Consider the following 25,567-nt stretch of genomic DNA (forward strand, 5'->3'; position numbering starts at 1 on the left):
CCGACAAATAACGCCCCGACGCAGATTCGGGCATTTCGTGAATAAGGTCATGCTTTTCCGAGGACATGCAGGTAATCATCTATGATGAATATGGATGTCATTGGTTCGTTCTAAAAATTCAGACTACTCAGTCTTCGACGTTCGTCAATGACCTGCACTGCTTTGCAGCCAAATCGACGAGGAGGCTCCGATGAAAACCTGGGTGTTGCTGGTTCTGATCACCATGTCGGAGGCGACCATCGGTGTTTTCGTCAAGCTGACGGACGGACGGCCGGATACCGGTTCAGACACAGACATTTTACGCCTTTCTTTTCGCAACGGCATTGCTGATGCTGGCTATGCCATGGGCCAACAAACAGCCCCTTAAACTGCCCCCGTGGCAACTGGAAAGACACCTTTCTGATCGGAGCACTGATTGCGGGGCAGAGTGGCTTTTTCAACTACACCATGACCCTGGTACCCATTGCCAATGCGGTGATTTTCTGGAGCGTTGCGCCTTTCTTCACGTTTATTCTGTCTTGGTTTTTTCTGGGTGAGAAAGCGAAAAAAAGCTATATCCTCATTTTCGCGATCGCCCTGACTGGTATTGTGATTGCCAAACCGCTGCAGGACGGCTACATGCTCGGTAACATGGTGACGCTGGGCGTGGGAGCAATCTATGCGGCCATGATCACCTATTTGCGCCATGAGGGAAAAACCGAAACCGGCAACGATATTGCCTGGTCTCTGCTGTTTGCGGAGCTGATCATGTCACCCTCGGTGTTCGTCGTGGGCACTAGAGATATCACCGGCATGATTCGCTATGAGAGTCTCGGGATGTCCTTGCCTGTCATGCTTTGGGCAGCGGGGCTGGGCCTGATATCCATGGGCTTCGCCTATTTCGGTATCTCGATCGTGCTCAAGTCCATTAACGCCAACATTTATTCGCTGATTGATATCATCGTCTCACCCACAGTCGCTACGATGTGGGGCTTTTTGATCTTCAACGAAGTGCCGGCACTCAGCATGTTGTACGGTGGCGTCATGTTACTCGGCGCCGGTGTCTGGCTGACCCGGGACATGTCCCGGGGCGATCCGGACCGACCAGCCCATGTCTGTCACTCGCAATGTGTACATTGACGAGCGTTGGTCGCAGGCATAAGAGCACGTTTTAACTCGTTTCTTGAACACTGGCTCTTAAATCGCTCAGCGTAACCATCAGCATCATTGGATCAAGGGGCGAAGGGTTGAAGCCCAGCCGTTGATAAAAATCTTTAGCCGACTCTGACAGGGCATGAACCACCATCCCCCGGATACCAATGGCATCAGCCGCCTGGATAACTCGCAGTCCAGCGTCGCGGACGAGGGCTCTGCCCAACCCTGAGCCTTGATACGTACGATCAATAGCCAGCCGCCCAAGTACCACAACAGGAATCGGATCAGGCATGTTCCGCTTGAAGCGCCCCGAGGTATGGTTTGCAACCGCGGCACCGGACGCCAAGGCGTAATAGGCTTTCACCTGATCGCCCTCACACACCACAAAGGTTCGGGATGCGCCACTGGCCTGATTCTTCAATGCACGGCGCTTAAGCCAGTAGTCCAAACTGGACTCTGTAGAATCAAAACGCTCCGTGTCGTGCTCAGGCCCAATGGGTGTGGGCGCAGATAGCATCATTCAGTATCCCAAGGTGCAGAAGCTTGCATGGTCTTACGCAACCGCTCATTCGGTTTCGGAGGCAGGTCCAGCTGTTCAAGGAACGCCTGATACGCCTCCGGTGTCACTGACAGTATGGCCTGATCCAAAATGGCCTCCTCGGCGGCAATGCGAGCTGCTTCAAGAACGAACTCTGTACGATTCTTTCCCCGAGCCTTAGCGGCGCGATCAATTAAGCCACGCTCTTCGGGTTTTATCCGAATGTTCAGGGTTTCACGCTTGGGCTGATCAGTGTTTGCTGAAATCATAATGAGATTCCTCTATTGATAGTTCCAAGCGTAGCAGGGCGTACTGCTAATGTCATTACAGATAAAACGATGTTAATTTACACATCACCTGGATCGATCATGAACTGCATAGAACCGGAACAGATCTATTTCTCGATTGTCAGGCGAGGGCAACGACACATCGCCGGTAACGTAAAATGTGCAATTAAATAAATCTGTTCCAAGTTTTTCCATGTCGTCATTTTCGAGCTGCACCTGATCATGGATGCCAATGGATCAATATGGATGAGGCAGGCAAAAAAAAGCCCCGTTTCCGGGGCTTTAGGGCGTTTCAGTGGGTCTCGCTGGACCCCTTGAAACTCTTGGTTGGTGGAGACGGCGGGAATTGAACCCGCGTCCGCCAGCACTGTGCCTTAGGATCTACATGCTTGTGTCCTTCTACTGATTTAACCTCAGACTACCCGAAGGCCAGGGCGTAAGAGGCGAGTTCTTTAGATCTTAGTCGTTAGCCAGTGAACTCTGGATAACGAAGCATCCCGTAAGCGATGACGTCCTGAAATGTAGCTCTGAGCTACGGGCGACTCAGTCAGGACGACTAGCAGCTTACGCTGCTAGTGAGTAGTTTTCGTCGTTTGCGACTATTGCGTTGCAGCTTTGGATTAACGAGATTGGCTGCCATCTCGACATGCACCCAAGGGTTCGCCACCAGCGTCGAAGCCATGTCGTCCCCTTACCGACAGTATATGTGGGTGCTCCTGCTAACTTCAAGGGCTGTGTGCCAGAGAATTTAAGCCGGTTGCTTGCACTTGCGCCGAGGGGGCTTGGTTTTGACATTGGCAGCGCGTGGTTTTGCGGGGGTTTCAAGTTCGATACCGGCCGCTGCGGCCAGCTCGTAAAAGCTGTTGTGAAAGTAGTCCATGATGGCGTTGGGGCAGGCCTGTATGCTTTGGTCTACGGTAATGCCGAACTGCACGCTGCCGGCCAGGTAAACCGCTTCCCGCGGGCCGGGCACGTTGGTCAGTACGGCTGAGGCTTTGTTACTGAGCATTGCCAAGGCCCGGCGTTCGAGCATGTCCGGGCCGCGGCCAAAAAGATCCAGCAGGCTGTAGGTTACCTGCGCCTGGTAAGACCGTTTGAGCTCGTTCATAGTGTTTTGAATCTGCTGAAAGCGTGCCTTTGGGCCGTCAATTTCGATGGGCAGGCTAACCAGCATCAAGCCAAACTGATTGCCCAGTTCGGAAATGGGCTGGTTCAGTGGTCGCAAGTTAAACGGCACGGCTACGCGGATTCCGCAGTCGGGAATCGCCTCATTGCTTTCTAGCAGGTGGCGGCGTATGGCGCCGGTTGCAGCGCACAGCAGCGTATCGTTAATGGTGCCGCCCATGGCTTTGGCGCAGCGCTTGACGTCGTTCAGGTTAAGGGCTTCGGCCCAGGCGACCTGTTTGCGACCGCACAGGGGTTGGCGCAGGCCGGTTTTTGGATCAAAGGGCATCAAACCCAGCTTCAGCAAGTCCAGGGTGATATCGCCGGCGGTGCCAATCAGGCGCAAAGCGTAGCCTGGCTCTGATCGCAGTGACTGGAACAGAATGCCCGCTTGCTGGCCAGCTACCTGGGCGCTGCTGACAGCCTTGTGCATCCAGCGGTTGAGGGGCTTTAACACGGCTTTTTTAGGTCTGGCTGGCCGCGGTTTTGGCAGGCCAGGCTGCGGTGTTGAGTCGGTGAGCGAAAGCAGTACCCGCACCAGGGATATACCATCAGCAATGCAGTGATGAATGCGCATGATCACTGCGCAGCCGCCCTGGTAGTTGTCGACGTAATCGATTTGCCACAGCGGCCGGCGAAAATCCATGGTGCTGCTGTTCAGGTCACTCACCAGAGCCTGAAGTTCGGCTTTGTCGGCGTTGCCGGGCAGGGCGCGGCGGTGCACGTGGTTATCCAGGTTAAACAGTGCGTCGTCTTGCCAGTATACTTTGCCGCTTTTTTCCACAACACGCTGGCGAAAGCGACGAAATTTCAGAAAACGCTCGTTCAGCACCCGCTTCAGGTCGGCGATGGCAATGGGCGCGTCAAAGATCAGCACCGATGAAATCATCATCGGGTTTTCCGGCGTGTCCATGCGCAACCAGGAAAGGTCGACACCTGACATGGGGGTTTGCGTAATCTTGCTCATGAGCCTTCCTTTAGGCCAGAGGCCGGCGTTATTTAGAGCGCCATCTCAGATATTAGCCTCGCGCAGCACCCGTTGCTTCTGGCGGTTCCAATCCCGTTCTTTTTCGGTGGCGCGCTTGTCGAACAGCTTTTTGCCTTTTACCAGCGCGATCTCGCATTTCACTTTGTTCTTTTTCCAGTAAAGCGCCAGTGGTATGCAGGTATGGCCTTCTTGCCCGACCGAATCCACAATTTTAGCGATTTCCTTGGCGTGCAACAGCAGTTTTCGAGTCCGAGTAGGATCTGCAATTACGTGTGTAGACGCAGTGGTCAGCGGCGTAATATGAGCCCCCAGCAGCCAGGCTTCGCCGTCTTTCAGCAGCACGTAAGAGTCAGTTAGCTGTGTTTTGCCTGCGCGCATGGACTTCACTTCCCAGCCCAGCAGGGACATACCGGCCTCGAAGCGGTCTTCAATGTGGTATTCGTGTTTGGCTTTTTTGTTCAGCGCGATGGTACTGCTTGGAGTACCGGGTTTTTTCTTGCTCATGAATCCCTTATCCGACGTCGCACAAATGTTCCGGCCGGCGATTGCTGGTCCGGCAAAGCGTCTATTGTAGCTCAGGAGTGCCAGACCGGTCACGAATTCACCCGCCTGCTGGCAACAGGTCGTGCGCTACAACCGGTATCGGCTACAATAGGCGATCATTTTTGACCGGATTGTTCATGCCGCCGCATCTTCAGGCACAGATGGGATCATTTACCCGCAAGTCCACGTTTTTCTGGGCGGCGACGGGCGCTACTGTGGGATTGGCCAACTTTTGGCAATTTCCCTATCTGGCCAGTCGCCACGGCGGCGGGCTTTTTATTCTGCTTTATTTGGCCTGCCTGTTGTTAATCACTCTGCCACTGGCGATTACCGAAACGTCGTTTGGCCGCTATAGCCGTCATGGAATGGTGCGGGCGATGGACAACTTCGTGCTCACTGCCAAGCGCTCCCGCAATTGGGTATGGCTGGCTTACTTGAGTGTGCTAGCGGCCTTTGTGGTGTTGTCTTATACCGCTGTATTTGGCGCTATTGCGCTGGCCTGGGTGTTTTTTGGCGCCAGTGGGGACTTTACCGGTAATACGGCCGCCCATGCGGCAGGCGTGTTGTCACGCCTGGTGTCTGACCCGCAACGATACCCGGTGTTCATGGCCTGGCACGGTTTCTTTTTGTTGCTGGTGGCCGGTGTGTCTATGCGCGGCGTGGTTCGCGGCCTGGAACGTGCGTTTCGCCTGCTGGTGCCGGCCACTCTGATTTTGCTTGCGGGGTTTGTCGGGTTTGCAGTTTATTTCGGTGAACCCGGTGCTGCGATCACGCGTATGCTGGGGCTACACCCCCAGGATGTCACGATGGACAGCGTTAGAGACGCGCTGTTTCATGCCTTTTTTACCTTGGGCTTGGGCGTGGGTGTGTGGGCCATTTTTGGTGCTTATAGTTCGCCATACACCCGGTTGAAACGCTCTGTTCTGGCCGTGGTTTTGCTGGATACTCTGGTTGCCGTTCTGGCAGGGCTGGCGCTGTTTGCAGTGGTGGTAGATGTTGATGGTAGTCAGGCCAGCAGGGGTTTTGGTCTGTTGTTTGTGGCCTTGCCTGCGGCGCTGGGCCAGTTGCCTGCCAGTCAGGTGGTTATTGCCCTGCTATTTTTAATGCTGGTAATGGTGATTTGGGCCAGTGCATTGGCGCTGATGGAACCGGTGATTGGCTGGCTGCGGGAGCGCACGGATTTATCGCGGGGCAAAGCGACCTTGCTGGTTCTGGTTTCCTGTTGGCTGCTGGGCCTGCTGTCGCTGTATTCGCTGAATATATGGAGCAGTTATCGGCCCGCGGGCGCAACACTGTTTCGCTGGTTGGAATTGATCTCCGGTGGCGTGTTTATACCGGTTGTTGGGGTGATGTTGTCGCTGTTTGCTGGCTGGTGCCTTACCCGACGTTTATTGCAAAGAATTCTGGGCAATACGCCCGGTTGGTTGTTTGATGGCTGGTATAAGGTAATGCGTTGGGTGTTGCCGCTGGTTGTTGTGTACATCGGCCTGCACTACACATTTATTCTTTTATAAGACAGGACCGTTTTGCCCAATGGCTCATCAGATTGATAAAACCGCGTTGGTGTGGCATTCCGCCGAGCGCATGTTTCACCTGGTTAACGACGTTGCCCGTTATCCGGAATTTCTGCCATGGTGCCGTAGCGCCAGTGTGCAGCGGCAAGATGAGCAGCATGTCACCGCTTCGATGGAAATCGCCAAAGGCGGTTTGAGCCATATTCTGACCACGCGCAACCAGCTCTTGATGCCCGAAGCCATCGAGATGCAGTTGGTGGACGGGCCTTTTAGCAATCTTAGCGGGCGCTGGCATTTCAGGCCGCTACAAGACAACGCCTGCAAGGTGATTCTAACCCTGGATTTCGAGTTTTCCGGATCTTTGGCACGGATGACCTTCGGGCCTATTTTCAATCAGGCGGCAAATACAATGGTAGATGCGTTTTGCCGGCGGGCGGATGCCGTTTATGGAAAAGGCTCATGAGTATTCGGGTAGAAGTGGCTTACGCGTTGCCTGAACGGCAGGAAATTGTAACGGTGGATGTGTCTGAGGGCACCAGTATGTTGGACGCAGTCAAGGCGTCGTCCATCTGTGAGCGGTTCCCGGAGCTGGATCCTGAAAATACTGACATGGGCATTTTTGGTAAGGCAATAAAACAGCCGGGCCAGCATCAAGTGCAGGTGGGTGACCGTATAGAGTTGTACCGCCCGCTCGTGATTGACCCCAAGCAGGCGCGATTGAACAGAGCTAAAAAGCAGTAGGCACTTATAGCTTCAGTCTAGCTTTAGTAGGCGGGCGTCTCTTCCAGCAATTGTGCTTCGTAGTGGGAGAAGCGGTCGTCATCGTAATACACGATAATGCGCTGTTCTTCGATGTCTCCGCCTGCACGTTGGAACGTATAAACGTAATATTCCCGTGATGTGTCTACAGGATTGAGCATCAGCGGTGTGCCCATTACCGCGTGAACCTGGCTGCGGGGCATGCCTTCCGTCAGTGCGGTCAACTCTTTGTTGGTGACAATATTACCTTGTTGGACGTTGATTTTGTAAACGCCGGGAAAGGCACAGCCAGTCAGAAAAAGAGTGAGAATAAGAGCTATGAGCTTTTGCATCGCCGGGGGAAATCCTCTATCTTGAAAATGCCTGCCAATGGCAGATGTCGCACGGGTTGATCCTAAAATGGCGGCCCTATCATACCGGAAGCCGCAAGGCACACCAACGAGTGAATAGTAATATGCCATCTGAAAACGCCGAATTACGAAAAGTCGGTCTGAAGGTTACTCTTCCGCGGGTAAAAATCTTCGGTATTCTTGAAAGCGCTACGCAGCATCACATGAGTGCAGAAGATGTTTACAAAAAGCTTCTGGAGCAGGGTGACGACGTAGGGCTGGCGACCGTTTACCGGGTGTTAACCCAGTTTGAATCAGCGGGCCTGGTGCTGCGGCACAATTTTGAAGGCGGCCATGCAGTATTCGAAATGGCCAGCGAAGACCATCACGACCACATCGTATGTACTGAAACCGGAAAGGTCATCGAGTTTTTTGATCAGGTGATTGAAGATCGGCAGCAAATAATTGCGGCCGAGCACGGTTATGAGATTGTTGATCACAGCTTGACGCTGTATGTGAAACCCATCAAGTCATAAGCCAACTCACGATCAAGCATTTCCCCAAGCGAAAAAAAGGGGCGAGCCTCTGGCCCGCCCCGAAAACTCTCAGTAGAGAGGGGGATACTTTTAGTGGTGGGTTGCTTGCCCCTTGCTGTACATTTCTTTGGCGTGGGCAATGGTTTGTTCCGTCATATCCACACCGCCCAGCATGCGGGCAACTTCGCTGATTCGGCCCTGATCGTCCAGGGTTTCGATTTTCGAGAAGGTCGCTTCCTGTTCTGTGAACTTGCTAACGAACAGGTGTTGATGGCACTGGGCTGCCACCTGCGGCAAGTGAGTAACACACAACACCTGACCGTTTTCGCCGAGTGCCCTTAGCAGCTTGCCCACGACTTCCGCTGTGCCACCGCCAATGCCTACGTCTACTTCGTCGAACACCAATGTTGGTGTGGTAGAGGTTTGCGCCACCACCACCTGGATGGCCAAGCTGATTCGCGATAGTTCACCGCCCGAGGCGACTTTTGCCAGTGGTCGCGCCGGCTGCCCCGGATTGGCGCTAACCAGAAATTCGGTGTCTTCGTGGCCATGAGCCGCCGGCTCGTTACGGTTGTCTGCTAGCTGTGTAACAAACTGCATATTGGGCATGCTCAGCTGAGCCAGTTCTGCCGCCACGCGAATGTCCAGATTCACCGAAGCGTGCTGGCGTAACTGCGTCAGTTGGTCGGCCAGCGCGTTGTATTCCAGTAATTGTTCGTCCAGTTCGGTCTGAAGTTGCTCCAGGCTGCCGGCGCCGCCGTCCAGATCGGCCAGCTCACCGTTCAGCCGCTGGTGCAGGTCGAACAGTTGTTCAGGCATGATGCGATGCTTGCGCGCCATCTGGTAAATCGCACTCAAGCGATCTTCTATTTCTGCCAGGCGTTGCGGGTCCGCTTCGTAATCATCAACAAAGCGACGCAAATTGTCGCCGGCTTCGCTGATTTGTATCTGAGCTTCGCTCAGCATTTGCAGGGTATCGGCCAGCGCTGGAATTTCCGTTGGCAGCTGCTCAAGTTGCTGCAACGCCTGGCGCACCAGTGCAGCAGCGCTGGTGTCGTCTTCAGAGCACAGTAAAGCCGCCTGGTTGCTGTGGTGCAAAATAGTGTCAGCCTGGCTCAACTCTTGCTGTTGCTGTTCCAGGTGCTGCTGTTCGCCTTCTTGCAGGCCCAGTCGATCCAGCTCTTCTACCTGATAGCGCAACAGTTGCAGTCGGGCCTCGGTTTCGTCGGCGTTGTTCTGGCGCTCGACCATTTGCTGGCGGGTTTTATTCCACCCACTCCAGGCCTGACGGGTTTGCCCGGCCAGCTCCTCGGCCCCGGCGTATTCATCCAGTAAGGTGCGGTGGGTATCTTTGCGCAATAACGATTGATGTTGGTGCTGGCTGTGAATATCCATCAGCAAGCCGCCCATTTCTTTCAGGTGGCTTAGCGGGCAAGGTTGGCCGTTGATGTAGGCGCGGGAGCGGCCGTCGCGGCTGATGGCACGGCGCAAAATGCAGTCGTTATGATCGTCTAGCTCGTGCTGCTCCAGCCAGCTGCGTGCAGCGGCAATGGCCGAAATATCGAAGGTAGCGGTAATGTCAGCCCGCTTCGCGCCGTAACGCACGGCGCCGGCGTCTGCCCGCCCGCCCATGGCAAGGCCGAGCGCATCCAGCACAATCGATTTGCCGGCACCGGTTTCCCCGGTAAGGGCGGTCATTCCTTTATGGAAGTGTAATTCCACCCGTTCCGCGATGGCGTAATTGGAAACCGTTAGCTGTGTGAGCATGCCGAAACCTCCGCTCTATCTATATGCTATGTGTCTGAATACTGTTTTTTCATACAGTGACTGTGAATATATACAGGCTTTTTGATTGTTGCAAACTCTATAGCGTCAACTTTGTTGCAAAATGCGGCGCGCATCGGTTGAAACTGCGTCACGGGGCCCCATATCGATTTGCAAACACTTAGTTCCGGCCGTTACGGCCGGTATCCGATTTTGGCAGACCGTGGTCACACCGGTCGCGTTTCACTCATCAGGAGTAGTCATGAGCACTGACGAAAAACGTAACGAGCAGTTTACAGACGAGCTACAACAGGCTGTAGACAATGCCGCAGAAGGCAACGCAGAAACAGCCGAGGCAGCACCAGAAAGCTCACCATCTGCCGACCTTGAAGCACTGCAGGCGAAGGTCCAGGAGTTTCAGGAGCAGGTGCTGCGTTCCCAGGCAGAAATGCAGAACGTGCGCCGCCGCGCCGAAAACGACGTCGAAAAAGCCCACAAGTTTGCGGTAGAAAAGTTCGTTAGAGAACTGTTGCCGGTGGTAGACAGTCTGGAAAAAGCGGTTGAAAGCACCGAAGGCCACGAATCTTCTGGTGACTTGGTGGCGTCCATTCGCCAAGGCGTAGAGCTTACTCTTGGAATGTTCCTGTCTGGCCTCAAGAAGTTTAACGTTGAGCGCCTTGATCCTGTAGGCGAACCGTTTGATCCGCAATACCACGAGGCGATGTCTATGGTGCCGGCGCCTAACACCGAGCCCAACAGCGTGGTTGCGGTTATGCAGAAAGGTTATGTGTTGAACGGCCGTGTTGTACGCCCGGCGATGGTGATGGTGGCCAAGCCCCAAGATGCACCAAAAATTGATGAGCAGGCTTGAAAAATAGCTTAAAGCGCCAATATAGTTTTTAACCAGAACAGTCCGGAGCGATCCTCCGGCCCCAGCTTTCAGAAAGATTTGGAGTGACTCAATGAGCAAGATTATCGGTATTGACTTAGGCACAACCAATTCCTGCGTATCCGTTATGGACGGTGGCAAGGTTAAGGTTATTGAAAACTCTGAGGGCGACCGCACTACGCCGTCAATCGTTGCCTACACCGAAGACGGCGAAATTCTGGTGGGTCAGTCTGCCAAGCGCCAGGCTGTTACCAACCCGTACAACACCCTTTACGCCATCAAGCGTTTGATCGGCCGTCGGTTCGAAGACGATGTTGTGCAAAAAGACATCAAAATGGTGCCTTATAAAATTGCCAAAGCAGACAACGGCGATGCCTGGGTAGATGTAAAAGGCCAGAAAATGGCGCCGCCGCAGATTTCCGCGGAAATTTTGAAAAAGATGAAGAAAACCGCCGAAGATTATTTGGGCGAGAAAGTGACTGAAGCTGTTATCACCGTTCCAGCCTATTTTAATGACAGTCAGCGCCAGGCGACCAAAGATGCAGGTAAAATTGCCGGTCTGGAAGTTAAGCGTATTATCAACGAGCCGACTGCTGCTGCGCTGGCTTATGGTATGGACAAGAAAGGCGGCGACCGCACCATCGCAGTTTACGACCTGGGCGGCGGTACCTTTGACTTGTCGATCATCGAAATTGCCGATGTAGACGGCGAGCACCAGTTTGAAGTGTTGGCCACCAACGGCGACACATTCCTGGGTGGCGAAGACTTCGATATGAAAATCATCGAATTCCTGGCTGACCAGTTTAAGAAAGACAGCGGTATTGATCTGCGCGGCGATTCATTGGCCATGCAACGCCTGAAAGAAGCCGGCGAGAAAGCTAAAATCGAGCTTTCCAGTAGCCAGCAGACCGACGTGAACCTGCCGTACATTACTGCTGATGCCAGCGGCCCCAAGCACATGAACGTCAAGCTGACCCGTGCCAAGCTGGAATCCTTGGTGGAAGATCTGGTACAGCGTACTCTTGAGCCGTGTAAAGTGGCTCTGAAAGACTCGGGTTTGAGCATCGATCAGATTGATGAAGTAATTCTGGTAGGCGGCCAAACCCGTATGCCGCTGGTGCAGGAAAAAGTAAAAGAATTTTTCGGCAAAGAAGCCCGTAAAGACGTTAACCCGGACGAAGCTGTTGCCATGGGTGCCGCCATTCAGGCCGCCGTATTATCTGGCGATGTGAAAGACGTACTGTTGCTGGACGTTACCCCGCTGAGCCTGGGTATCGAAACCATGGGCGGTGTTGCTACATCGCTGATCGACAAGAACACCACGATTCCGACCAAGAAGTCGCAGACTTTCTCGACAGCGGACGACAGTCAAACAGCAGTAACCATTCACGTGGTTCAAGGCGAGCGCAAGCAAGCTTCGCAGAACAAGTCGCTGGGTCGTTTCGATTTGGCTGATATTCCGCCAGCACCGCGCGGCGTGCCGCAGATCGAAGTGACTTTCGACATCGATGCCAACGGCATTCTGAACGTGTCTGCCAAAGACAAGGCGACCGGTAAAGAGCAGTCTATCGTGATCAAGGCCTCTTCCGGCCTGAACGAGGAAGAAATCGAGAAAATGGTGCGCGACGCTGAAGCTAACGCTGATGAAGACCGCAAGTTCGAAGAGCTGGTTCAGGCTCGCAACCAGGGCGACGCCATGGTTCACGCGGTGCGCAAAACCTTGAAGGACGCCGGCGATAAAGTCAGTGACAGCGAGAAAGAGTCGATTGAAGCGTCTGTAACGGAGCTGGAAGAAGCTCTGAAAGGGTCTGATAAAGACGACATCCAGGCCAAGACCGAGAAACTGACGGAAGTTTCCGGCGAGCTGGCCAAGAAGATGTACGCCGATCAGGCGGAGCAGGGCCAGCCGGCGGAAGGGCAGGAAAAAGCCCAGTCGAACACCGCTGATGACGCTGTTGACGCTGAGTTTGAAGAAGTGAAGGACGACGAGAAGCGTTAATCGATTGACCTAGATTTTTGCCAGTAGTTGGAAAACGCGGGTCGCTCCCGCGTTTTCCTCGTTATAACCACGGGATTTGAAGCATGGCCAAGCGCGACTATTACGAGACTCTCGGCGTAAGCCGGGACGCGGACGACAAAGAAGTAAAGCGGGCGTATCGCAAGCTTGCAATGAAGTACCACCCGGACCGCAACCCGGACGATAAAGACGCCGACAACAAATTCAAAGAAGCCAGCGAGGCCTACGAAATACTCGCAGACGCCAACAAACGAGCGGCCTACGACCAGTTTGGTCATGCCGGCGTTGACGGCCAGGGCGGCGGTGGCTTTGGTGGCGGTAATGGGAATTTCTCGGATATTTTTGGCGACGTATTTGGCGATATTTTTGGGGGCGGTGGTGGCCGTGGCCGCAATACCCGCGGCTCTGATTTGCGCTACACCCTGGAACTGGACCTGGAAGAGGCCGTAAAAGGCAGAACCGTTAAAATTACCATACCCGGCCATCGCGAATGCGAAACCTGTGATGGTAGTGGCGCCGAAAAGGGCTCGCGTCCCGAAGCCTGTGGTACCTGTAAAGGTATGGGTCAGGTGCGTATGCAGCAGGGCTTTTTCACCGTGCAGCAAGCGTGTCCTACCTGCCGCGGCGCGGGTAAGGTTATCAAGAATCCGTGCAGCAAGTGCCACGGCCAGGGCCGGGTAAAAGAAGAGAAAAACCTATCGGTTAAAGTGCCCCCCGGCGTGGATACCGGGGACCGCATCCGCTTGTCCGGTGAAGGCGAGATGGGCATAGAGGGCGGCCCTCCGGGCGACCTGTATGTGCAAATGGCCGTGCGCGAGCACTCCATCTTCACCCGCGATGGTCGAAACCTGTATTGCGAAGTGCCCATCAGCATTGTTGATGCCGCTTTGGGTGGCGAGCTGGAAGTGCCAACGCTGGATGGCCGCGTGAAGCTGAAAATACCGGCCGAGACCCAAACCGGAAAATTGTTCCGCCTGCGCAACAAAGGTGTGGCACCGGTGCGTGGTGGCGGTGCCGGCGATTTGCTGTGTCGGGTGACCATCGAAACCCCGGTACGCCTGACCAAACGCCAGAAAGAACTGTTGAATGAGTTTCAGGATACCCTCGACAGCGGTGACGGCGACCAGCACGGCCCGAAGAAAACATCGTGGTTTAGAGGTGTGAAGAGCTTCTTCGACGAAACAAAATTCTGAGGGCAGTCGGATTGCAGTACTGAGGCCTTATAATAGATGCGAGCTTTGAGGGTTTATAAATGAGAGTAGCCATCATCGGCGCCGCGGGGCGCATGGGAAAAGTACTGATCGAGGCCGTTGACGGCACCGAAGGCCTGCAACTGGGCGCGGCTATTGTTGAACCCGGCAACAGCCTGATCGGCGCCGACGCTGGCGACATGACCGGCATTGGAAAAACTGGCGTCGCCATGGCCGGCAGCCTGGCGGACGTGAAAGATGATTTCGACGTGCTGATCGACTTTACCTTTCCGGATCTTACTCTGGAAAATGCCCGTTTCTGCCAGGCTCACGGTAAATCCCACGTTATTGGTACCACCGGATTGTCTGACGCCGAAAAGCAACAATTGGCACAAGTCGCCGAAAATGTACCGGTGGTGTTTGCCCCCAACATGAGTGTGGGCGTAAATGTGGTGCTGAACTTACTGCGTACTGCGGCGGCCGCGCTGGGTGACGACTACGATGTTGAAATCATTGAAGCCCACCACCGCCACAAAAAAGACGCTCCATCAGGCACCGCGCTGCGCATGGGCGAAGTGGTTGCCGATGCGCTGGGTCGCGACTTGAAAGAATGCGCTGTTTACGGCCGCGAAGGCTTCACCGGTGAACGTACCCGCAAAGAAATCGGCTTTGAAACCATTCGCGCGGGCGACGTTGTGGGCGATCACACCGTGCTGTTCGCCACCGAAGGCGAGCGCATCGAAATCACCCACAAAGCCAGTAGCCGCATGACGTTTGCAAAAGGCGCCATGCGTGCCGCATTGTGGCTGAAAGACAAGCCTGCCGGCTTGTACGACATGCAGGATGTGCTGGAATTGAAGCAATAACGCCATCGGGCGGATTCTTCGTGGACAAAAAGCGCCCCATTTTCTACAATAGGGCGCTTTAACTGCATCAAGCGTAGCTTTTACAGCGCCACGGGAAACCTCTTTTGTTCCCGTAGGACAAAACAGCGGGACGGAGCCATAACTCCCTCTCGCTTTTTTGCGACCTGAATTTGCGCCTACGCTCCCGTTCATGACGAACATGACGCCACTCGATGAGGATAGAAGCCTTGAGCACACCCGCAATCCTTGCACTCGCAGACGGCAGCCTGTTTTACGGCACCGCTATTGGCGCTGCCGGCGAAACCAGCGGCGAAGTGGTGTTTAACACCGCCATGACCGGCTATCAGGAAATACTGACTGATCCTTCCTACGCTCGCCAGCTGGTTACACTGACGTACCCGCACATTGGTAACACCGGCGTAAACCCGGAAGACGTGGAATCAGACCACGTACACGCCGCCGCTCTGATCATCCGCGACCTGCCGCTGGCAGCCAGCAATTGGCGCAGCACTCAGAGTCTTGATGGCTATTTACGCGATAACAATATTGTGGGTATTGCCGATATTGACACCCGTCGCCTCACCCGCATCCTGCGCGACAAAGGCTCCCAAAGCGGTGCCGTTGTCGCCGGCGAAAGCGCTACTGCCGAACGCGCTCTGGAATTGGCACAAGCCTTCCCGGGTTTGAAAGGAATGGACCTGGCGAAAGAAGTCAGCTCGAAAGACGTTAGCCACTGGACAGAAACTGAGTGGGACCTGGTCAGCGGTTACGGCCAGCAGGAAAGCCCGTGCTTTAAAATCGTGGCTTACGATTACGGTATTAAACTGAATATCCTGCGCATGCTGGCATCGCGCGGTTGCGACATCACCGTTGTGCCGGCACAAACGCCTGCAGCCGAGGTGTTGGCGATGAATCCGGACGGCGTGTTCCTGTCTAACGGCCCCGGTGATCCTGAGCCCTGCGATTACGCCATAAAAGCGATACAGGACATTCTTGAAACCGACGTGCCGGTGTTTGGCATCTGCCTGGGGCATCAGCTTTTGGCCTTGGCCAGCGGTGCCAAAACTATGAAGATGAACCACGGCCACCACGGTGCCAACCATCCGGTGCAGTGCCTGGCTGACGGCACCGTCATGATCACCAGCCAGAATCACGGTTTTGCTGTAGACGAGGCCAGCCTGCCGGTGAATCTGGAGGCTACTCACAAGTCACTTTTTGATGGCACCCTGCAAGGTTTTCGCCGCACAGACAAAGCGGCGTTTAGCTTTCAGGGCCACCCGGAAGCCAGCCCTGGCCCCCACGATGTGGCGCCATTGTTTGACGAGTTTATCCGCTCAATGGAAGCCCGGCGCACTTAAAGTGTAGGCAAGCGAGGTCGGCCAATGGCCTCGCGTAAAACAGGCGCTGCGCACCGCGCTGCAAGAAATTAAAGTTGCTGACAGGTTGACCAAGACATGCCAAAACGTACCGACATTAAAAGCATCCTGATCCTGGGCGCAGGCCCTATCGTGATCGGGCAGGCGTGTGAATTCGACTATTCCGGCGCTCAGGCCTGTAAGGCTCTGCGCGAGGAGGGCTACCGGGTGATACTGGTTAACTCCAACCCGGCTACCATTATGACCGACCCGGCCATGGCCGATGCCACCTACATCGAGCCTATTATCTGGTCAACGGTTGCCAAGATTATTGAAAAAGAAAGGCCCGATGCTCTGCTGCCGACCATGGGCGGGCAAACCGCGTTGAACTGTGCGCTGGATCTGGAAAAGCACGGCGTACTGGCTAAATACGGCGTTGAAATGATCGGTGCCAACGCCGATACCATCGACAAAGCTGAAGACCGCAGTCGTTTTGACAAGGCTATGAAATCCATTGGCCTTGAATGTCCCCGTGCCGACATTGCTCACAATCTGGAAGAAGCCCACCGCATTGCCGACAACGTTGGCTTTCCGTGCATCATCCGTCCCTCTTTCACCATGGGCGGCTCCGGCGGCGGTATTGCGTACAATCGTGGAGAGTTCGAAGAAATCTGCATTCGTGGGCTGGATTTGTCGCCCACCAGCGAACTGCTGATTGACGAATCCTTGATCGGTTGGAAAGAATACGAAATGGAAGTGGTGCGCGACAAAAACGATAACTGCATTATTGTTTGTGCCATTGAAAACTTTGACGCGATGGGCGTGCACACCGGTGACTCCATTACCGTGGCACCGGCGCAAACCCTCACTGACAAAGAATACCAAATCATGCGTAACGCCTCGTTGGCGGTTCTGCGTGAAATTGGTGTGGAAACCGGCGGCTCCAATGTGCAGTTTGGCATTCATCCGGACACCGGCCGCATGGTGGTGATCGAGATGAATCCACGGGTGTCACGCTCCTCGGCGCTGGCGTCTAAGGCCACCGGCTTTCCCATTGCCAAAGTGGCGGCCAAGCTGGCGATCGGTTACACCTTGGACGAGTTGAAGAACGACATTACCGGCGGTATTACTCCCGCTTCGTTCGAGCCCAGCATTGATTACGTGGTGACCAAGATTCCACGGTTCACCTTTGAAAAATTCCCCCAAGCCGACGCCCGCCTGACCACCCAGATGAAATCGGTGGGTGAGGTGATGGCCATTGGCCGCACATTCCAGGAATCGCTGCAGAAAGCTCTGCGCGGTCTTGAAGTAGGCTCTGACGGCTTTGACGAAATGCTGCCGGAATTTGACAGCGAAGAAAGCCGGCAAACTTTGACCCGCGAGCTGAATGTGCCCGGTGCCGAGCGCATCTGGTACATCGGTGATGCCTTTCGCGCGGGCCAAAGCGTTGCGGATATATTTCGCCAGACCCACGTAGACCCCTGGTACCTGGTACAGATTGAAGACCTGATTAAAGAAGAGCAGGCACTGCAGGCGTCTGGCAAGACCGAGCTGGACCACGCTACCCTGTTTCGCCTGAAGCGTAAGGGCTTCTCCGACGCGCGCTTGGCGAAGCTGATAGGCGTGAAAGAAGACGCCTTCCGCGCTATGCGCCACGGCTTGGGTATTCGCCCGGTGTATAAACGTGTAGACACCTGTGCTGCGGAATTTGCCTCAGACACGGCCTACATGTATTCCAGCTATGAAGAAGAATGCGAGTCGAAACCGACTGACCGCGAAAAGATCGTGGTGATTGGCGGCGGCCCCAACCGTATTGGTCAGGGCATTGAGTTTGACTACTGCTGCGTACATGCGGCTCTGGCGATGCGTGAAGATGGTTATGAAACCATCATGATCAACTGCAACCCGGAAACCGTGTCGACCGATTACGATACTTCTGACCGCCTGTATTTTGAGCCGATCACCCTGGAAGACGTGCTGGAAATTATCCACGTTGAAAAACCCAAAGGTGTGATTGTGCAGTACGGTGGCCAAACCCCGTTGAAGCTGGCCCGCGGCCTGGAAGCCGCTGGCGTGCCTATCATCGGCACCAGTCCGGACGCCATTGACTGCGCCGAAGACCGCGAGCGGTTCCAGAAGCTGATCACCGGCCTGGGCCTGAAGCAGCCCGAGAACGCCACCGTGCGCAGTCACGAAGAAGGCATTATTGCCGCCCGCAAGATTGGCTACCCGCTGGTGGTCCGCCCGTCTTACGTGCTGGGCGGCCGCGCCATGGAAATTGTCTATGGCGAAGCCGAGCTTGAGCGTTACATGCGCAGTGCTGTGCTGGTGTCCAACGACAGCCCGGTATTGTTGGACCACTTCCTGAACGCCGCCATTGAGGTGGATATAGACGCCATCTGCGACGGCAAAGACGTGGTCATTGGCGGTATCATGCAGCACATAGAGCAGGCCGGCATTCACTCCGGTGACTCGGCGTGTTCACTGCCGCCCTACAGCTTGCCCGCAGATGTTCAGAACGCTATGCGTGACGCTGTCAAACAGATGGCGCTGGCGTTGAACGTGGTCGGCCTGATGAACGTGCAGCTGGCATGGCAAGACGGCGACATTTACGTCATTGAAGTGAACCCCCGTGCCTCGCGTACTGTGCCGTTCGTGTCCAAGGCCATCGGCGTGTCTTTGGCCAAAGTGGCCGCGCGCGTTATGGCGGGCACATCGTTGGCGGATCAGGGCTTTACTCAGGAAATTATACCGGCGCATTACTCGGTGAAAGAGTCGGTGTTCCCGTTTAACAAGTTCCCAGCGGTTGACCCAATCCTGGGGCCGGAAATGAAGTCCACCGGCGAGGTGATGGGAATTGGCGACAGCTTTGACGAAGCCTTCGGCAAAGCCGTGCTGGCCGCTGGCGAGCGCCTGCCATCCACGGGCGTTGCCTTCATGTCACTGCGCGATGTCGACAAGCATGGTGCCGAGCACGTAGCGCGTTCGCTGGTTGAATGCGGTTTCAAGATAATTGCAACCACCGGCACCGCCGCAGCCCTGCGTAAAGCGGGCGTGGAGGTAGCGTTGGTGAACAAGGTTCACGAAGGTCGCCCGCACATTGTGGATGCTATCAAAAATGGCAAGGTCCAGCTGGTGATCAATACCACCGACGGCCGTAAAGCGGTGTCGGATTCGTCCCAGATCCGCCAGTCCGCGTTGCAGGCTAAAATCAGTTACACCACCACCCTGGCAGGTGGCGAAGCCTTCTGTCGGGCCATCAAGTTTGGTCCGGAGCGTACGGTTCGCCGCCTTCAGGATTTGCACTCAGGAAAATAAAATTATGTCGGCAAGAGTACCAATGACCACGTTGGGCGAAGCACGCCTGCGTGCCGAGCTGCAGAAGCTGAAATCGGAAGATCGTCCGCGCGTCATCGCGTCCATCGCTACCGCACGTGAGCACGGCGATCTGAAGGAAAACGCGGAATACCACGCCGCCCGTGATCAGCAAAGTTTTATTGAAGGCCGGATTCAGGAAATTGAAGGTAAGCTCGGTGGCGCTCAGGTGATTGATGTCACCACCATCGAAAACACCGGTAAAGTGATTTTCGGTACCACCGTTCATCTGTTGAATACGGATACCGATAAACAGGTTAAATACCAGATTGTGGGTGAAGACGAAGCGGATATTAAAGACGGAAAAATTTCGGTGTCGTCACCGATTGCTCGCGCCTTGGTTGGTCGTAGAGCGGGTGACGTAGTGGCTATTCGCGTGCCGTCTGGCACCGTGGAATATGAAATTGAAAAGGTTGAGTACATCTGATCAGCGATGTGGCTCACACAAAAAAGCCGGTCTGGAATCCCTGACCGGCTTTTTTGTGTCTGCTGTATGCGCAACCTGCAACTTGGTCAGTGCTTAAGGCGTATCAAGTTAGACAGTTTCGGATTGGGTTTCTCGGCGCGGCGCAAAATCACTGCAATTTTACCAATGGTCTGAACAACTTCAGCCTTGGCACCGGCGCACAGTTCGGTCACTGCCTGTTGGCGTGCTTCGCGATCCTGGCTAGCGATTTTTATTTTGATCAGCTCGTGGTCGTTCAATGCCCGCTCCAGTTCTTCCTGAAGGTTTTCGGTCAGGCCCTTGTCACCTACAATAATGACCGGTTTCAGATTGTGGGCGATCGCCCGGTATTCCCGGCGCTGTTCTGGTGAAAGGCTCATGATGCAATCTCTTTATAGCGGCAATTAACAAAAGGTCAGCACTCGTTGTGCTGCCGTCAACGTATAATGTCGGGATTGTAGCAGAAAGTGCGGCGGGAAAAATCGCCGTTAACACTTATCGCCCGGGCCTTTTGCCCATCAGTGGAACGATACCTGCTTCAATCAGTCAATTCCTTTGGTGGTGGTATTGCAATTCGTTATCAAGTCCCCCACTTAAAGAATTCAGGTGTTTCGGTTGCTGGCACTCGCAGCCAGAAATGACCGGCAAGTTTGGTGGCAGCAAGGCCATTTCTGGTGAACGGCCGTAGAAATGGTGTAAGGTGTCGAAAAAGGGCGTGCCATGGCGCAGCCCGGCAATTCACAGGTGGTGATCCTTGAACAATATGGCAAAAAATCTGGTTTTATGGCTGGTAATAGCCGCAGTGCTACTGATGGTGTTTCAAAATTTCACTCCTACCACCAGTGGCCAACAAGTCAACTACTCCCAGTTTGTGGAGATGGTTCAACAGGGCCGGGTAAACCAGGTCACTATTGACGGTCTGCAGATTGAGGGTACACGCCCCGACGGTTCACAGTTCCAGACGGTCCGCCCGCAAGTGGCTGACAACAAGCTGATGGACGACCTGCTGGCCAACAGCGTTGAGGTGATCGGTAAAGAACCCGAGCGCCAGAGCCTGTGGACCCAATTGCTGGTCGCCGCATTCCCGATTCTGATTATTATTGCGCTTTTTGTATTCTTTATGCGGCAGATGCAAGGTGGTGCCGGCGGCAAGGGCGGCCCGATGTCGTTCGGTAAGAGCAAAGCCCGACTGATGAGCGAAGACCAGATTAAAAACACCTTCGCAGATGTGGCAGGTGTAGACGAAGCCAAAGAAGACGTAAAAGAACTGGTGGATTTCCTGAGTGATCCTAGTCGATACCAACGCTTGGGCGGCCGTATTCCCCGCGGCGTTCTGATGATCGGTCCTCCGGGCACGGGTAAAACCTTGCTGGCAAAAGCCATCGCCGGTGAGGCCAAGGTGCCATTCTTCTCGATCTCCGGCTCAGATTTTGTCGAAATGTTTGTCGGCGTGGGTGCGTCCCGTGTACGCGACATGTTCGAACAGGCCAAGAAGCAAAGCCCGTGCATCATTTTCATTGACGAAATTGATGCGGTCGGTCGTCACCGTGGCGCTGGCATGGGCGGCGGAAACGACGAGCGCGAGCAAACCTTGAACCAGTTACTGGTGGAAATGGACGGGTTTGAGGGTAACGAAGGCGTTATCGTGATTGCCGCTACCAACCGCCCGGACGTGCTAGACCCTGCGTTGCTGCGCCCCGGCCGTTTTGACCGTCAGGTGATGGTGAGCTTGCCAGACATTCTGGGTCGCGAGCAGATCCTGAAAGTGCACATGAAGAAAGTGCCTCTGGATGATGACATCAATCCTGCCGTTATCGCCCGTGGAACGCCTGGCTTCTCCGGTGCCGACCTGGCTAACCTGGTGAACGAGGCAGCGCTCTTCGCAGCCCGTCGCAACCAGCGATTGGTGACTATGCGGGAGCTGGAACTGGCAAAAGACAAGCTTATGATGGGCGCGGAACGCAAGTCCATGGTGATGAACGAAAAAGAGAAACTGAATACCGCGTATCATGAATCTGGTCATGCCATTGTCGGGCGCTTGATGCCAGAGCACGATCCCGTGTACAAAGTGAGTATCATTCCTCGCGGTCGCGCTTTGGGTGTGACTATGTTCTTGCCGGAAGAGGATAGGTACAGCCATTCCAAACGCTTCCTTCATGGCCAGATCAGCAGCCTGTTTGGTGGCCGTATCGCCGAAGAGCTGACCTTGGGTGCAGACGGTGTCACCACCGGTGCTTCCAATGACATAGAGCGGGCGACCAGTCTGGCTCGCAACATGGTGACCCGTTGGGGTCTGTCGGAAAAACTGGGTCCGCTGCAGTACGGTAGTGAAAATGGCGAACCGTTCCTGGGCCGTACCGCTGGGCAACAACAAACCGTGTACTCGCCGGAAACCGCGCAGCGTATTGATGAAGAAGTGCGTAACATCATTGATACCTGTTACGAGACCGCCCGCAACGTATTGGTCGAGCATCGCGATAAGCTGGATTTGATGGCCGAAGCTCTGATGAAGTACGAGACTATCGATCGACTCCAGATCGACGATATTATGGAAGGCCGTGATGCCCGTGCGCCAAAAGGCTGGGACGATCGGGGTGGTTCTTCGGGCGGCGAGGCTACTTCAATAGATAAGGAAGATACTTCGACTGGAAGCAAAGTGAATGGCAAAGCCGGTGACGATTCTCAGGGTGGCGTTGGCCGCCCGGCTGGAGAGCACTGAGCGATTTGTAACGCGCTAGTTAGGAAGAAGTAAAAAACGCCGCCCGCTTTAGGGCGGCGTTTTTCATTGTAAGACCCCAAAATTATTTGCCGAGGTTGGAATGATGATGAATTTTGCCGGGCGCACGCTGGACATGACTCAGTGCCACGTAATGGGCGTGCTGAATGTAACGCCTGATTCGTTTTCCGACGGTGGTCGGTTTGATCGCCCACAGCAGGCTCTGGCCCATGCCCGCCAAATGGTGGAAGACGGCGCCAGTTTTATTGATGTGGGCGGCGAATCGACCCGCCCTGGTGCCAAGCCTGTCAGCCTGCAACAAGAGCTGGACCGGGTATGCCCGGTGGTAGAGGCCATCGCCGGCGAGCTGGATGTGGTGATTTCGGTAGATACCAGCGCGCCGCAGGTGATGACGCAAGCTGCGGCCCTGGGTGCCGGGCTGATTAATGATGTGCGTGCGTTGACCCGTGAGGGCGCCTTGCAGGCTGCCGCAAACACTGGTTTGCCGGTGAGCCTGATGCACAGTCAGGGCGAGCCGGATACAATGCAGAACAATCCGCAGTATCAGGATGTGTGCGCACAGGTCAGTTTGTTTCTGGCACAGCGAATACTCGCGGCACAGGGTGTCGGCATTGATTCTTCAAGAATTATGCTGGATCTGGGCTTCGGTTTTGGCAAAAGCCTGGAGCACAATTTGCAGCTGCTGGCGCGGGCAGAGCAATTTACTGTATTGGGGTACCCTCTGTTGCTGGGGCTATCGCGCAAATCTATGTTGGGTGCTATTACCGGTCGCAATGTGGAAGAAAGGTTGCCGGCAAGCCTTGCTACCGCGACAATATGTGCCATGAAAGGCGCGAGTGTTGTGCGTGTGCATGATGTTCGGGAAACAGTAGATGTCGTTAAAATAGCGGCGGCGATCAAAGGAGCGATGTGATGTCAGGCAGGCAGTATTTTGGTACCGATGGAATTCGCGGCCACGTCGGTGAGGGCCCTATTACTCCTGAGTTCATGCTGCGCTTGGGATGGGCTGCCGGCCAGGCGTTTAAACGCGAAGGCCAGCGTAACAGCGTAATGATCGGCAAAGACACCCGGCTGTCAGGCTACATGTTTGAATCTGCGCTGGAGTCCGGCCTGGCCGCTGCCGGGGTAGACGTTAAGCTGCTGGGCCCCATGCCAACACCGGCTATCGCTTACCTTACGCGCACATTCCGCGCGTCGGCCGGTATTGTGATCAGCGCGTCTCACAATCCCCATCACGACAACGGCATCAAGTTCTTTTCGGCCGACGGCACCAAGCTGGATGACGCTCTGGAAGCCGAAATAGAGTACTGGCTGGAACAACCGCTGACCGTGTGTGATTCGGCAGAGTTGGGCAAGGCGTCACGCATTGATGATGCCCCCGGCCGCTACATAGAGTTTTGCAAAAGCACGGTGCCCAACGAATTCACCCTGGAAGGCATAAACATTGTTTTGGATTGCGCTCACGGAGCCACCTACCACGTTGCGCCAAAGGTGTTTCGCGAGTTGGGTGCCAACGTATCGGTGATTGGTGCAGCACCCGATGGTCTAAACATTAACCTCAATGTAGGTTCCACCCACCTTGCAGGCTTGAGCCAAGCGGTTCTGGACAGAAAAGCCGATCTGGGCATTGCCTTTGATGGCGACGGTGACCGCGTTCTGATGGTAGACCGTGACGGTTCCGAAGTGGACGGCGATGAACTGCTGTATGTGATTGCCTCACAGCGCCATGCCGAAGGCCGCCTGAAAGGCGGTGTGGTGGGCACCCTGATGACCAATCTTGGCGTTGAGCTGGCCCTGAAAGAGCTGGGCATTGAGTTTGAGCGTGCCAAGGTGGGTGACCGCTACGTAATGGAGCGCCTGTTGGCGAGAGGCTGGGTGCTGGGTGGCGAAGGTTCCGGCCACATGGTGATTCGTGACTGTACCAGCACCGGCGACGGCATTGTGTCGGCGCTTCAGGTGATGCTGGCTATCTGGAAATCAGGTAAAACCCTTGCTGAAATTCGCCGGGGTATGAGCAAACTGCCGCAGACCATGATCAATGTGCGAGTGACCAAGCGCTTCAACCCGCTTGAGCGCGAAGATATTATGGCCGCCGTAAGCCGGGCCGAGGTCGAGCTTGGCAGCGATGGCCGGGTGTTGTTGCGGGCATCTGGCACAGAGCCGCTGATTCGAGTGATGACAGAAGGCCAGGACGCCGAGGTGATTGAGCGCATTGCCCGGCAGCTAGCGAAAGTGGTTGAAGGCTCGGTTGCCTGATGAGAGATGCCGGCAGACAGTTGTCTGGGTTTGGGGTGTGGAGTATAGTTCGCACCTCTTTCTGGCGAGTTCAAACCGCCGCCTGCTAATGAACAAAGGTATGTTATGCGTCGTCGCATTGTAGCCGGAAACTGGAAGATGAACGGGTCTCACAACCTAGTTGCCGAGTTGGTGGGCCCGGTCGCACATCAGGTGCGTGAACTGGGTATTGAGGCGGTTGTCTTCCCGCCTGCGCTCTATGTTTCCGCGGTGATCAAGGCTGCTGATAACGCAATGGCAGTGGGCGTGCAAAATGTCAGCGAAAAGGCGCAGGGCGCCTATACCGGCGAGATTTCCGCGCCTATGGCCGCCGATATCGGTTGCCGTTACGGTCTGGTGGGTCACTCCGAGCGACGTCAGCTGTTTGGCGAAACCGATGCCCAGGTAGCGGTGAAAACCGAGCAGCTGCTTGGTGCAGGCTTGAGCGCCATCGTGTGCGTAGGCGAAACCCTGGAGCAGCGCGAAGCCGGTCGGGCCGAGGCCATCGTTGCTACCCAGGTGCGCGAGGGTTTGGGCAAGGTGACGCCAGAACAATGGGGACAGGTTGTGGTTGCTTATGAGCCGGTTTGGGCCATAGGCACAGGTAAGACTGCCACCAGCGAAGACGCCCAGGCCATGCATAAGGCCATTCGTGGTGTACTGGAAAATATGGGTGCTCCGGCCGAATCCATTTCTTTGCTTTACGGCGGCAGCGTAAAAGCGGATAATGCAGCCGCACTTTTCGCTGAGCCGGATATAGACGGCGGATTGATCGGCGGTGCATCTTTGAGTGCAATAGATTTTGTCAGTATCTGCCAGGCACTGCCGGCAGATACCCATCGTTAAAGGTTTGCGAGCGTCTT

At 55.0% G+C, this 25,567-nt stretch carries 24 protein-coding genes and 1 other RNA gene; 17 read left to right on the plus strand and 8 right to left on the minus strand.

Annotated elements, in window-relative coordinates:
* Positions 1–190: 190 nt before the first annotated feature.
* Positions 191–367, plus strand: coding sequence for a hypothetical protein (locus tag ATG98_RS21985; RefSeq protein ID WP_218925855.1), 177 nt, complete (start codon positions 191–193; stop codon positions 365–367).
* Between the two features lie 47 nt (positions 368–414).
* Positions 415–1,119 carry a DMT family transporter gene (locus tag ATG98_RS10255; protein WP_323807759.1) on the plus strand — a complete coding sequence of 235 codons (705 nt, stop codon included), beginning with the start codon at positions 415–417 and terminating at the stop codon, positions 1,117–1,119.
* A 31-nt stretch (positions 1,120–1,150) separates the two neighbouring features.
* On the opposite strand, the gene ATG98_RS10260 is transcribed toward ATG98_RS10255, so the two are convergent.
* The 5 genes from ATG98_RS10260 to smpB form a co-directional block, all read right to left on the minus strand.
* Positions 1,151–1,654, minus strand: a complete 504-nt coding sequence (locus ATG98_RS10260; protein ID WP_098422866.1) for a GNAT family N-acetyltransferase — start codon at positions 1,652–1,654, stop codon at positions 1,151–1,153.
* Entirely contained in the window at positions 1,651–1,941 is a 291-nt protein-coding gene (locus tag ATG98_RS10265; protein WP_098420962.1) for a DUF1778 domain-containing protein, read from the minus strand. Before ATG98_RS10265 ends, ATG98_RS10260 begins: the two co-directional genes overlap by 4 nt.
* Before the next feature lie 346 nt (positions 1,942–2,287).
* Positions 2,288–2,650: a transfer-messenger RNA gene (ssrA, locus tag ATG98_RS10270) on the minus strand.
* A 57-nt stretch (positions 2,651–2,707) separates the two neighbouring features.
* Positions 2,708–4,090 carry a wax ester/triacylglycerol synthase family O-acyltransferase gene (locus ATG98_RS10275; RefSeq protein WP_098422868.1) on the minus strand — a complete coding sequence of 461 codons (1,383 nt, stop codon included), beginning with the start codon at positions 4,088–4,090 and terminating at the stop codon, positions 2,708–2,710.
* 45 nt (positions 4,091–4,135) lie between these two features.
* On the minus strand, positions 4,136–4,615 hold the full coding sequence (gene smpB / locus ATG98_RS10280) for an SsrA-binding protein SmpB (protein WP_098422869.1): 480 nt from the start codon (positions 4,613–4,615) through the stop codon (positions 4,136–4,138).
* 176 nt (positions 4,616–4,791) lie between these two features.
* Here smpB and ATG98_RS10285 point away from each other — a divergent pair, with 176 nt between their 5' ends.
* The 3 genes from ATG98_RS10285 to ATG98_RS10295 are packed head-to-tail and all read left to right on the plus strand — an operon-like array spanning position 4,792 to position 6,909.
* Entirely contained in the window at positions 4,792–6,168 is a 1,377-nt protein-coding gene (locus ATG98_RS10285; protein ID WP_098422871.1) for a sodium-dependent transporter, read from the plus strand.
* 19 nt (positions 6,169–6,187) lie between these two features.
* On the plus strand, positions 6,188–6,631 hold the full coding sequence (locus tag ATG98_RS10290) for a type II toxin-antitoxin system RatA family toxin (RefSeq protein WP_098420984.1): 444 nt from the start codon (positions 6,188–6,190) through the stop codon (positions 6,629–6,631).
* Entirely contained in the window at positions 6,628–6,909 is a 282-nt protein-coding gene (locus ATG98_RS10295; protein WP_098420985.1) for an RnfH family protein, read from the plus strand. The genes ATG98_RS10290 and ATG98_RS10295 overlap by 4 nt, the downstream gene beginning before the upstream one ends.
* A 23-nt stretch (positions 6,910–6,932) precedes the next feature.
* Here the strand turns inward: ATG98_RS10295 and ATG98_RS10300 are convergent, their stop codons facing one another.
* Positions 6,933–7,259: an outer membrane protein assembly factor BamE gene (locus tag ATG98_RS10300; protein ID WP_098420986.1), complete on the minus strand. Its 327-nt coding sequence runs from the start codon at positions 7,257–7,259 to the stop codon at positions 6,933–6,935.
* A 122-nt stretch (positions 7,260–7,381) separates the two neighbouring features.
* On the opposite strand from ATG98_RS10300, the gene fur reads away from it, so the two are divergent.
* A complete protein-coding gene (gene fur, locus ATG98_RS10305; RefSeq protein WP_041635339.1) occupies positions 7,382–7,792 on the plus strand; it encodes a ferric iron uptake transcriptional regulator in 411 nt (136 codons plus the stop codon).
* Between the two features lie 90 nt (positions 7,793–7,882).
* On the opposite strand, the gene recN is transcribed toward fur, so the two are convergent.
* A complete protein-coding gene (recN, locus tag ATG98_RS10310) occupies positions 7,883–9,559 on the minus strand; it encodes a DNA repair protein RecN (RefSeq protein ID WP_098422873.1) in 1,677 nt (558 codons plus the stop codon).
* Between the two features lie 259 nt (positions 9,560–9,818).
* Here recN and grpE point away from each other — a divergent pair, with 259 nt between their 5' ends.
* From grpE to greA, 7 genes are all read left to right on the plus strand, one after another.
* Positions 9,819–10,427, plus strand: coding sequence for a nucleotide exchange factor GrpE (gene grpE / locus ATG98_RS10315; protein WP_098422875.1), 609 nt, complete (start codon positions 9,819–9,821; stop codon positions 10,425–10,427).
* A gap of 91 nt (positions 10,428–10,518) precedes the next feature.
* Positions 10,519–12,444, plus strand: a complete 1,926-nt coding sequence (gene dnaK / locus ATG98_RS10320; protein ID WP_098420989.1) for a molecular chaperone DnaK — start codon at positions 10,519–10,521, stop codon at positions 12,442–12,444.
* An 83-nt stretch (positions 12,445–12,527) separates the two neighbouring features.
* On the plus strand, positions 12,528–13,655 hold the full coding sequence (gene dnaJ, locus ATG98_RS10325) for a molecular chaperone DnaJ (protein ID WP_098420990.1): 1,128 nt from the start codon (positions 12,528–12,530) through the stop codon (positions 13,653–13,655).
* Between the two features lie 59 nt (positions 13,656–13,714).
* Positions 13,715–14,518: a 4-hydroxy-tetrahydrodipicolinate reductase gene (gene dapB / locus ATG98_RS10330; RefSeq protein ID WP_098422877.1), complete on the plus strand. Its 804-nt coding sequence runs from the start codon at positions 13,715–13,717 to the stop codon at positions 14,516–14,518.
* 227 nt (positions 14,519–14,745) lie between these two features.
* Entirely contained in the window at positions 14,746–15,876 is a 1,131-nt protein-coding gene (gene carA / locus ATG98_RS10335; RefSeq protein WP_179888110.1) for a glutamine-hydrolyzing carbamoyl-phosphate synthase small subunit, read from the plus strand.
* 96 nt (positions 15,877–15,972) lie between these two features.
* The gene (carB, locus tag ATG98_RS10340) at positions 15,973–19,191 is read left to right on the plus strand and encodes a carbamoyl-phosphate synthase large subunit (protein WP_098422880.1); all 3,219 of its coding nucleotides are present in this window, start codon (positions 15,973–15,975) and stop codon (positions 19,189–19,191) included.
* A gap of 4 nt (positions 19,192–19,195) precedes the next feature.
* Entirely contained in the window at positions 19,196–19,675 is a 480-nt protein-coding gene (gene greA, locus ATG98_RS10345) for a transcription elongation factor GreA (protein ID WP_098420994.1), read from the plus strand.
* An 86-nt stretch (positions 19,676–19,761) separates the two neighbouring features.
* Here the strand turns inward: greA and yhbY are convergent, their stop codons facing one another.
* The gene (gene yhbY / locus ATG98_RS10350; protein WP_098420995.1) at positions 19,762–20,073 is read right to left on the minus strand and encodes a ribosome assembly RNA-binding protein YhbY; all 312 of its coding nucleotides are present in this window, start codon (positions 20,071–20,073) and stop codon (positions 19,762–19,764) included.
* A gap of 374 nt (positions 20,074–20,447) precedes the next feature.
* Here yhbY and ftsH point away from each other — a divergent pair, with 374 nt between their 5' ends.
* From ftsH to tpiA, 4 genes are all read left to right on the plus strand, one after another.
* The gene (gene ftsH, locus ATG98_RS10355; RefSeq protein WP_098420996.1) at positions 20,448–22,412 is read left to right on the plus strand and encodes an ATP-dependent zinc metalloprotease FtsH; all 1,965 of its coding nucleotides are present in this window, start codon (positions 20,448–20,450) and stop codon (positions 22,410–22,412) included.
* Positions 22,413–22,512: 100 nt separating this feature from the next.
* Entirely contained in the window at positions 22,513–23,343 is an 831-nt protein-coding gene (gene folP / locus ATG98_RS10360; protein ID WP_179888112.1) for a dihydropteroate synthase, read from the plus strand.
* A complete protein-coding gene (gene glmM / locus ATG98_RS10365; protein WP_098422882.1) occupies positions 23,343–24,686 on the plus strand; it encodes a phosphoglucosamine mutase in 1,344 nt (447 codons plus the stop codon). The genes folP and glmM overlap by 1 nt, the downstream gene beginning before the upstream one ends.
* A 105-nt stretch (positions 24,687–24,791) precedes the next feature.
* Entirely contained in the window at positions 24,792–25,550 is a 759-nt protein-coding gene (gene tpiA, locus ATG98_RS10370; RefSeq protein WP_098422884.1) for a triose-phosphate isomerase, read from the plus strand.
* The last annotated feature ends 17 nt before the right edge of the window (positions 25,551–25,567 follow it).

It is taken from the genome of Marinobacter sp. LV10R520-4 (genome assembly GCF_002563815.1).
Lineage (GTDB): Bacteria > Pseudomonadota > Gammaproteobacteria > Pseudomonadales > Oleiphilaceae > Marinobacter.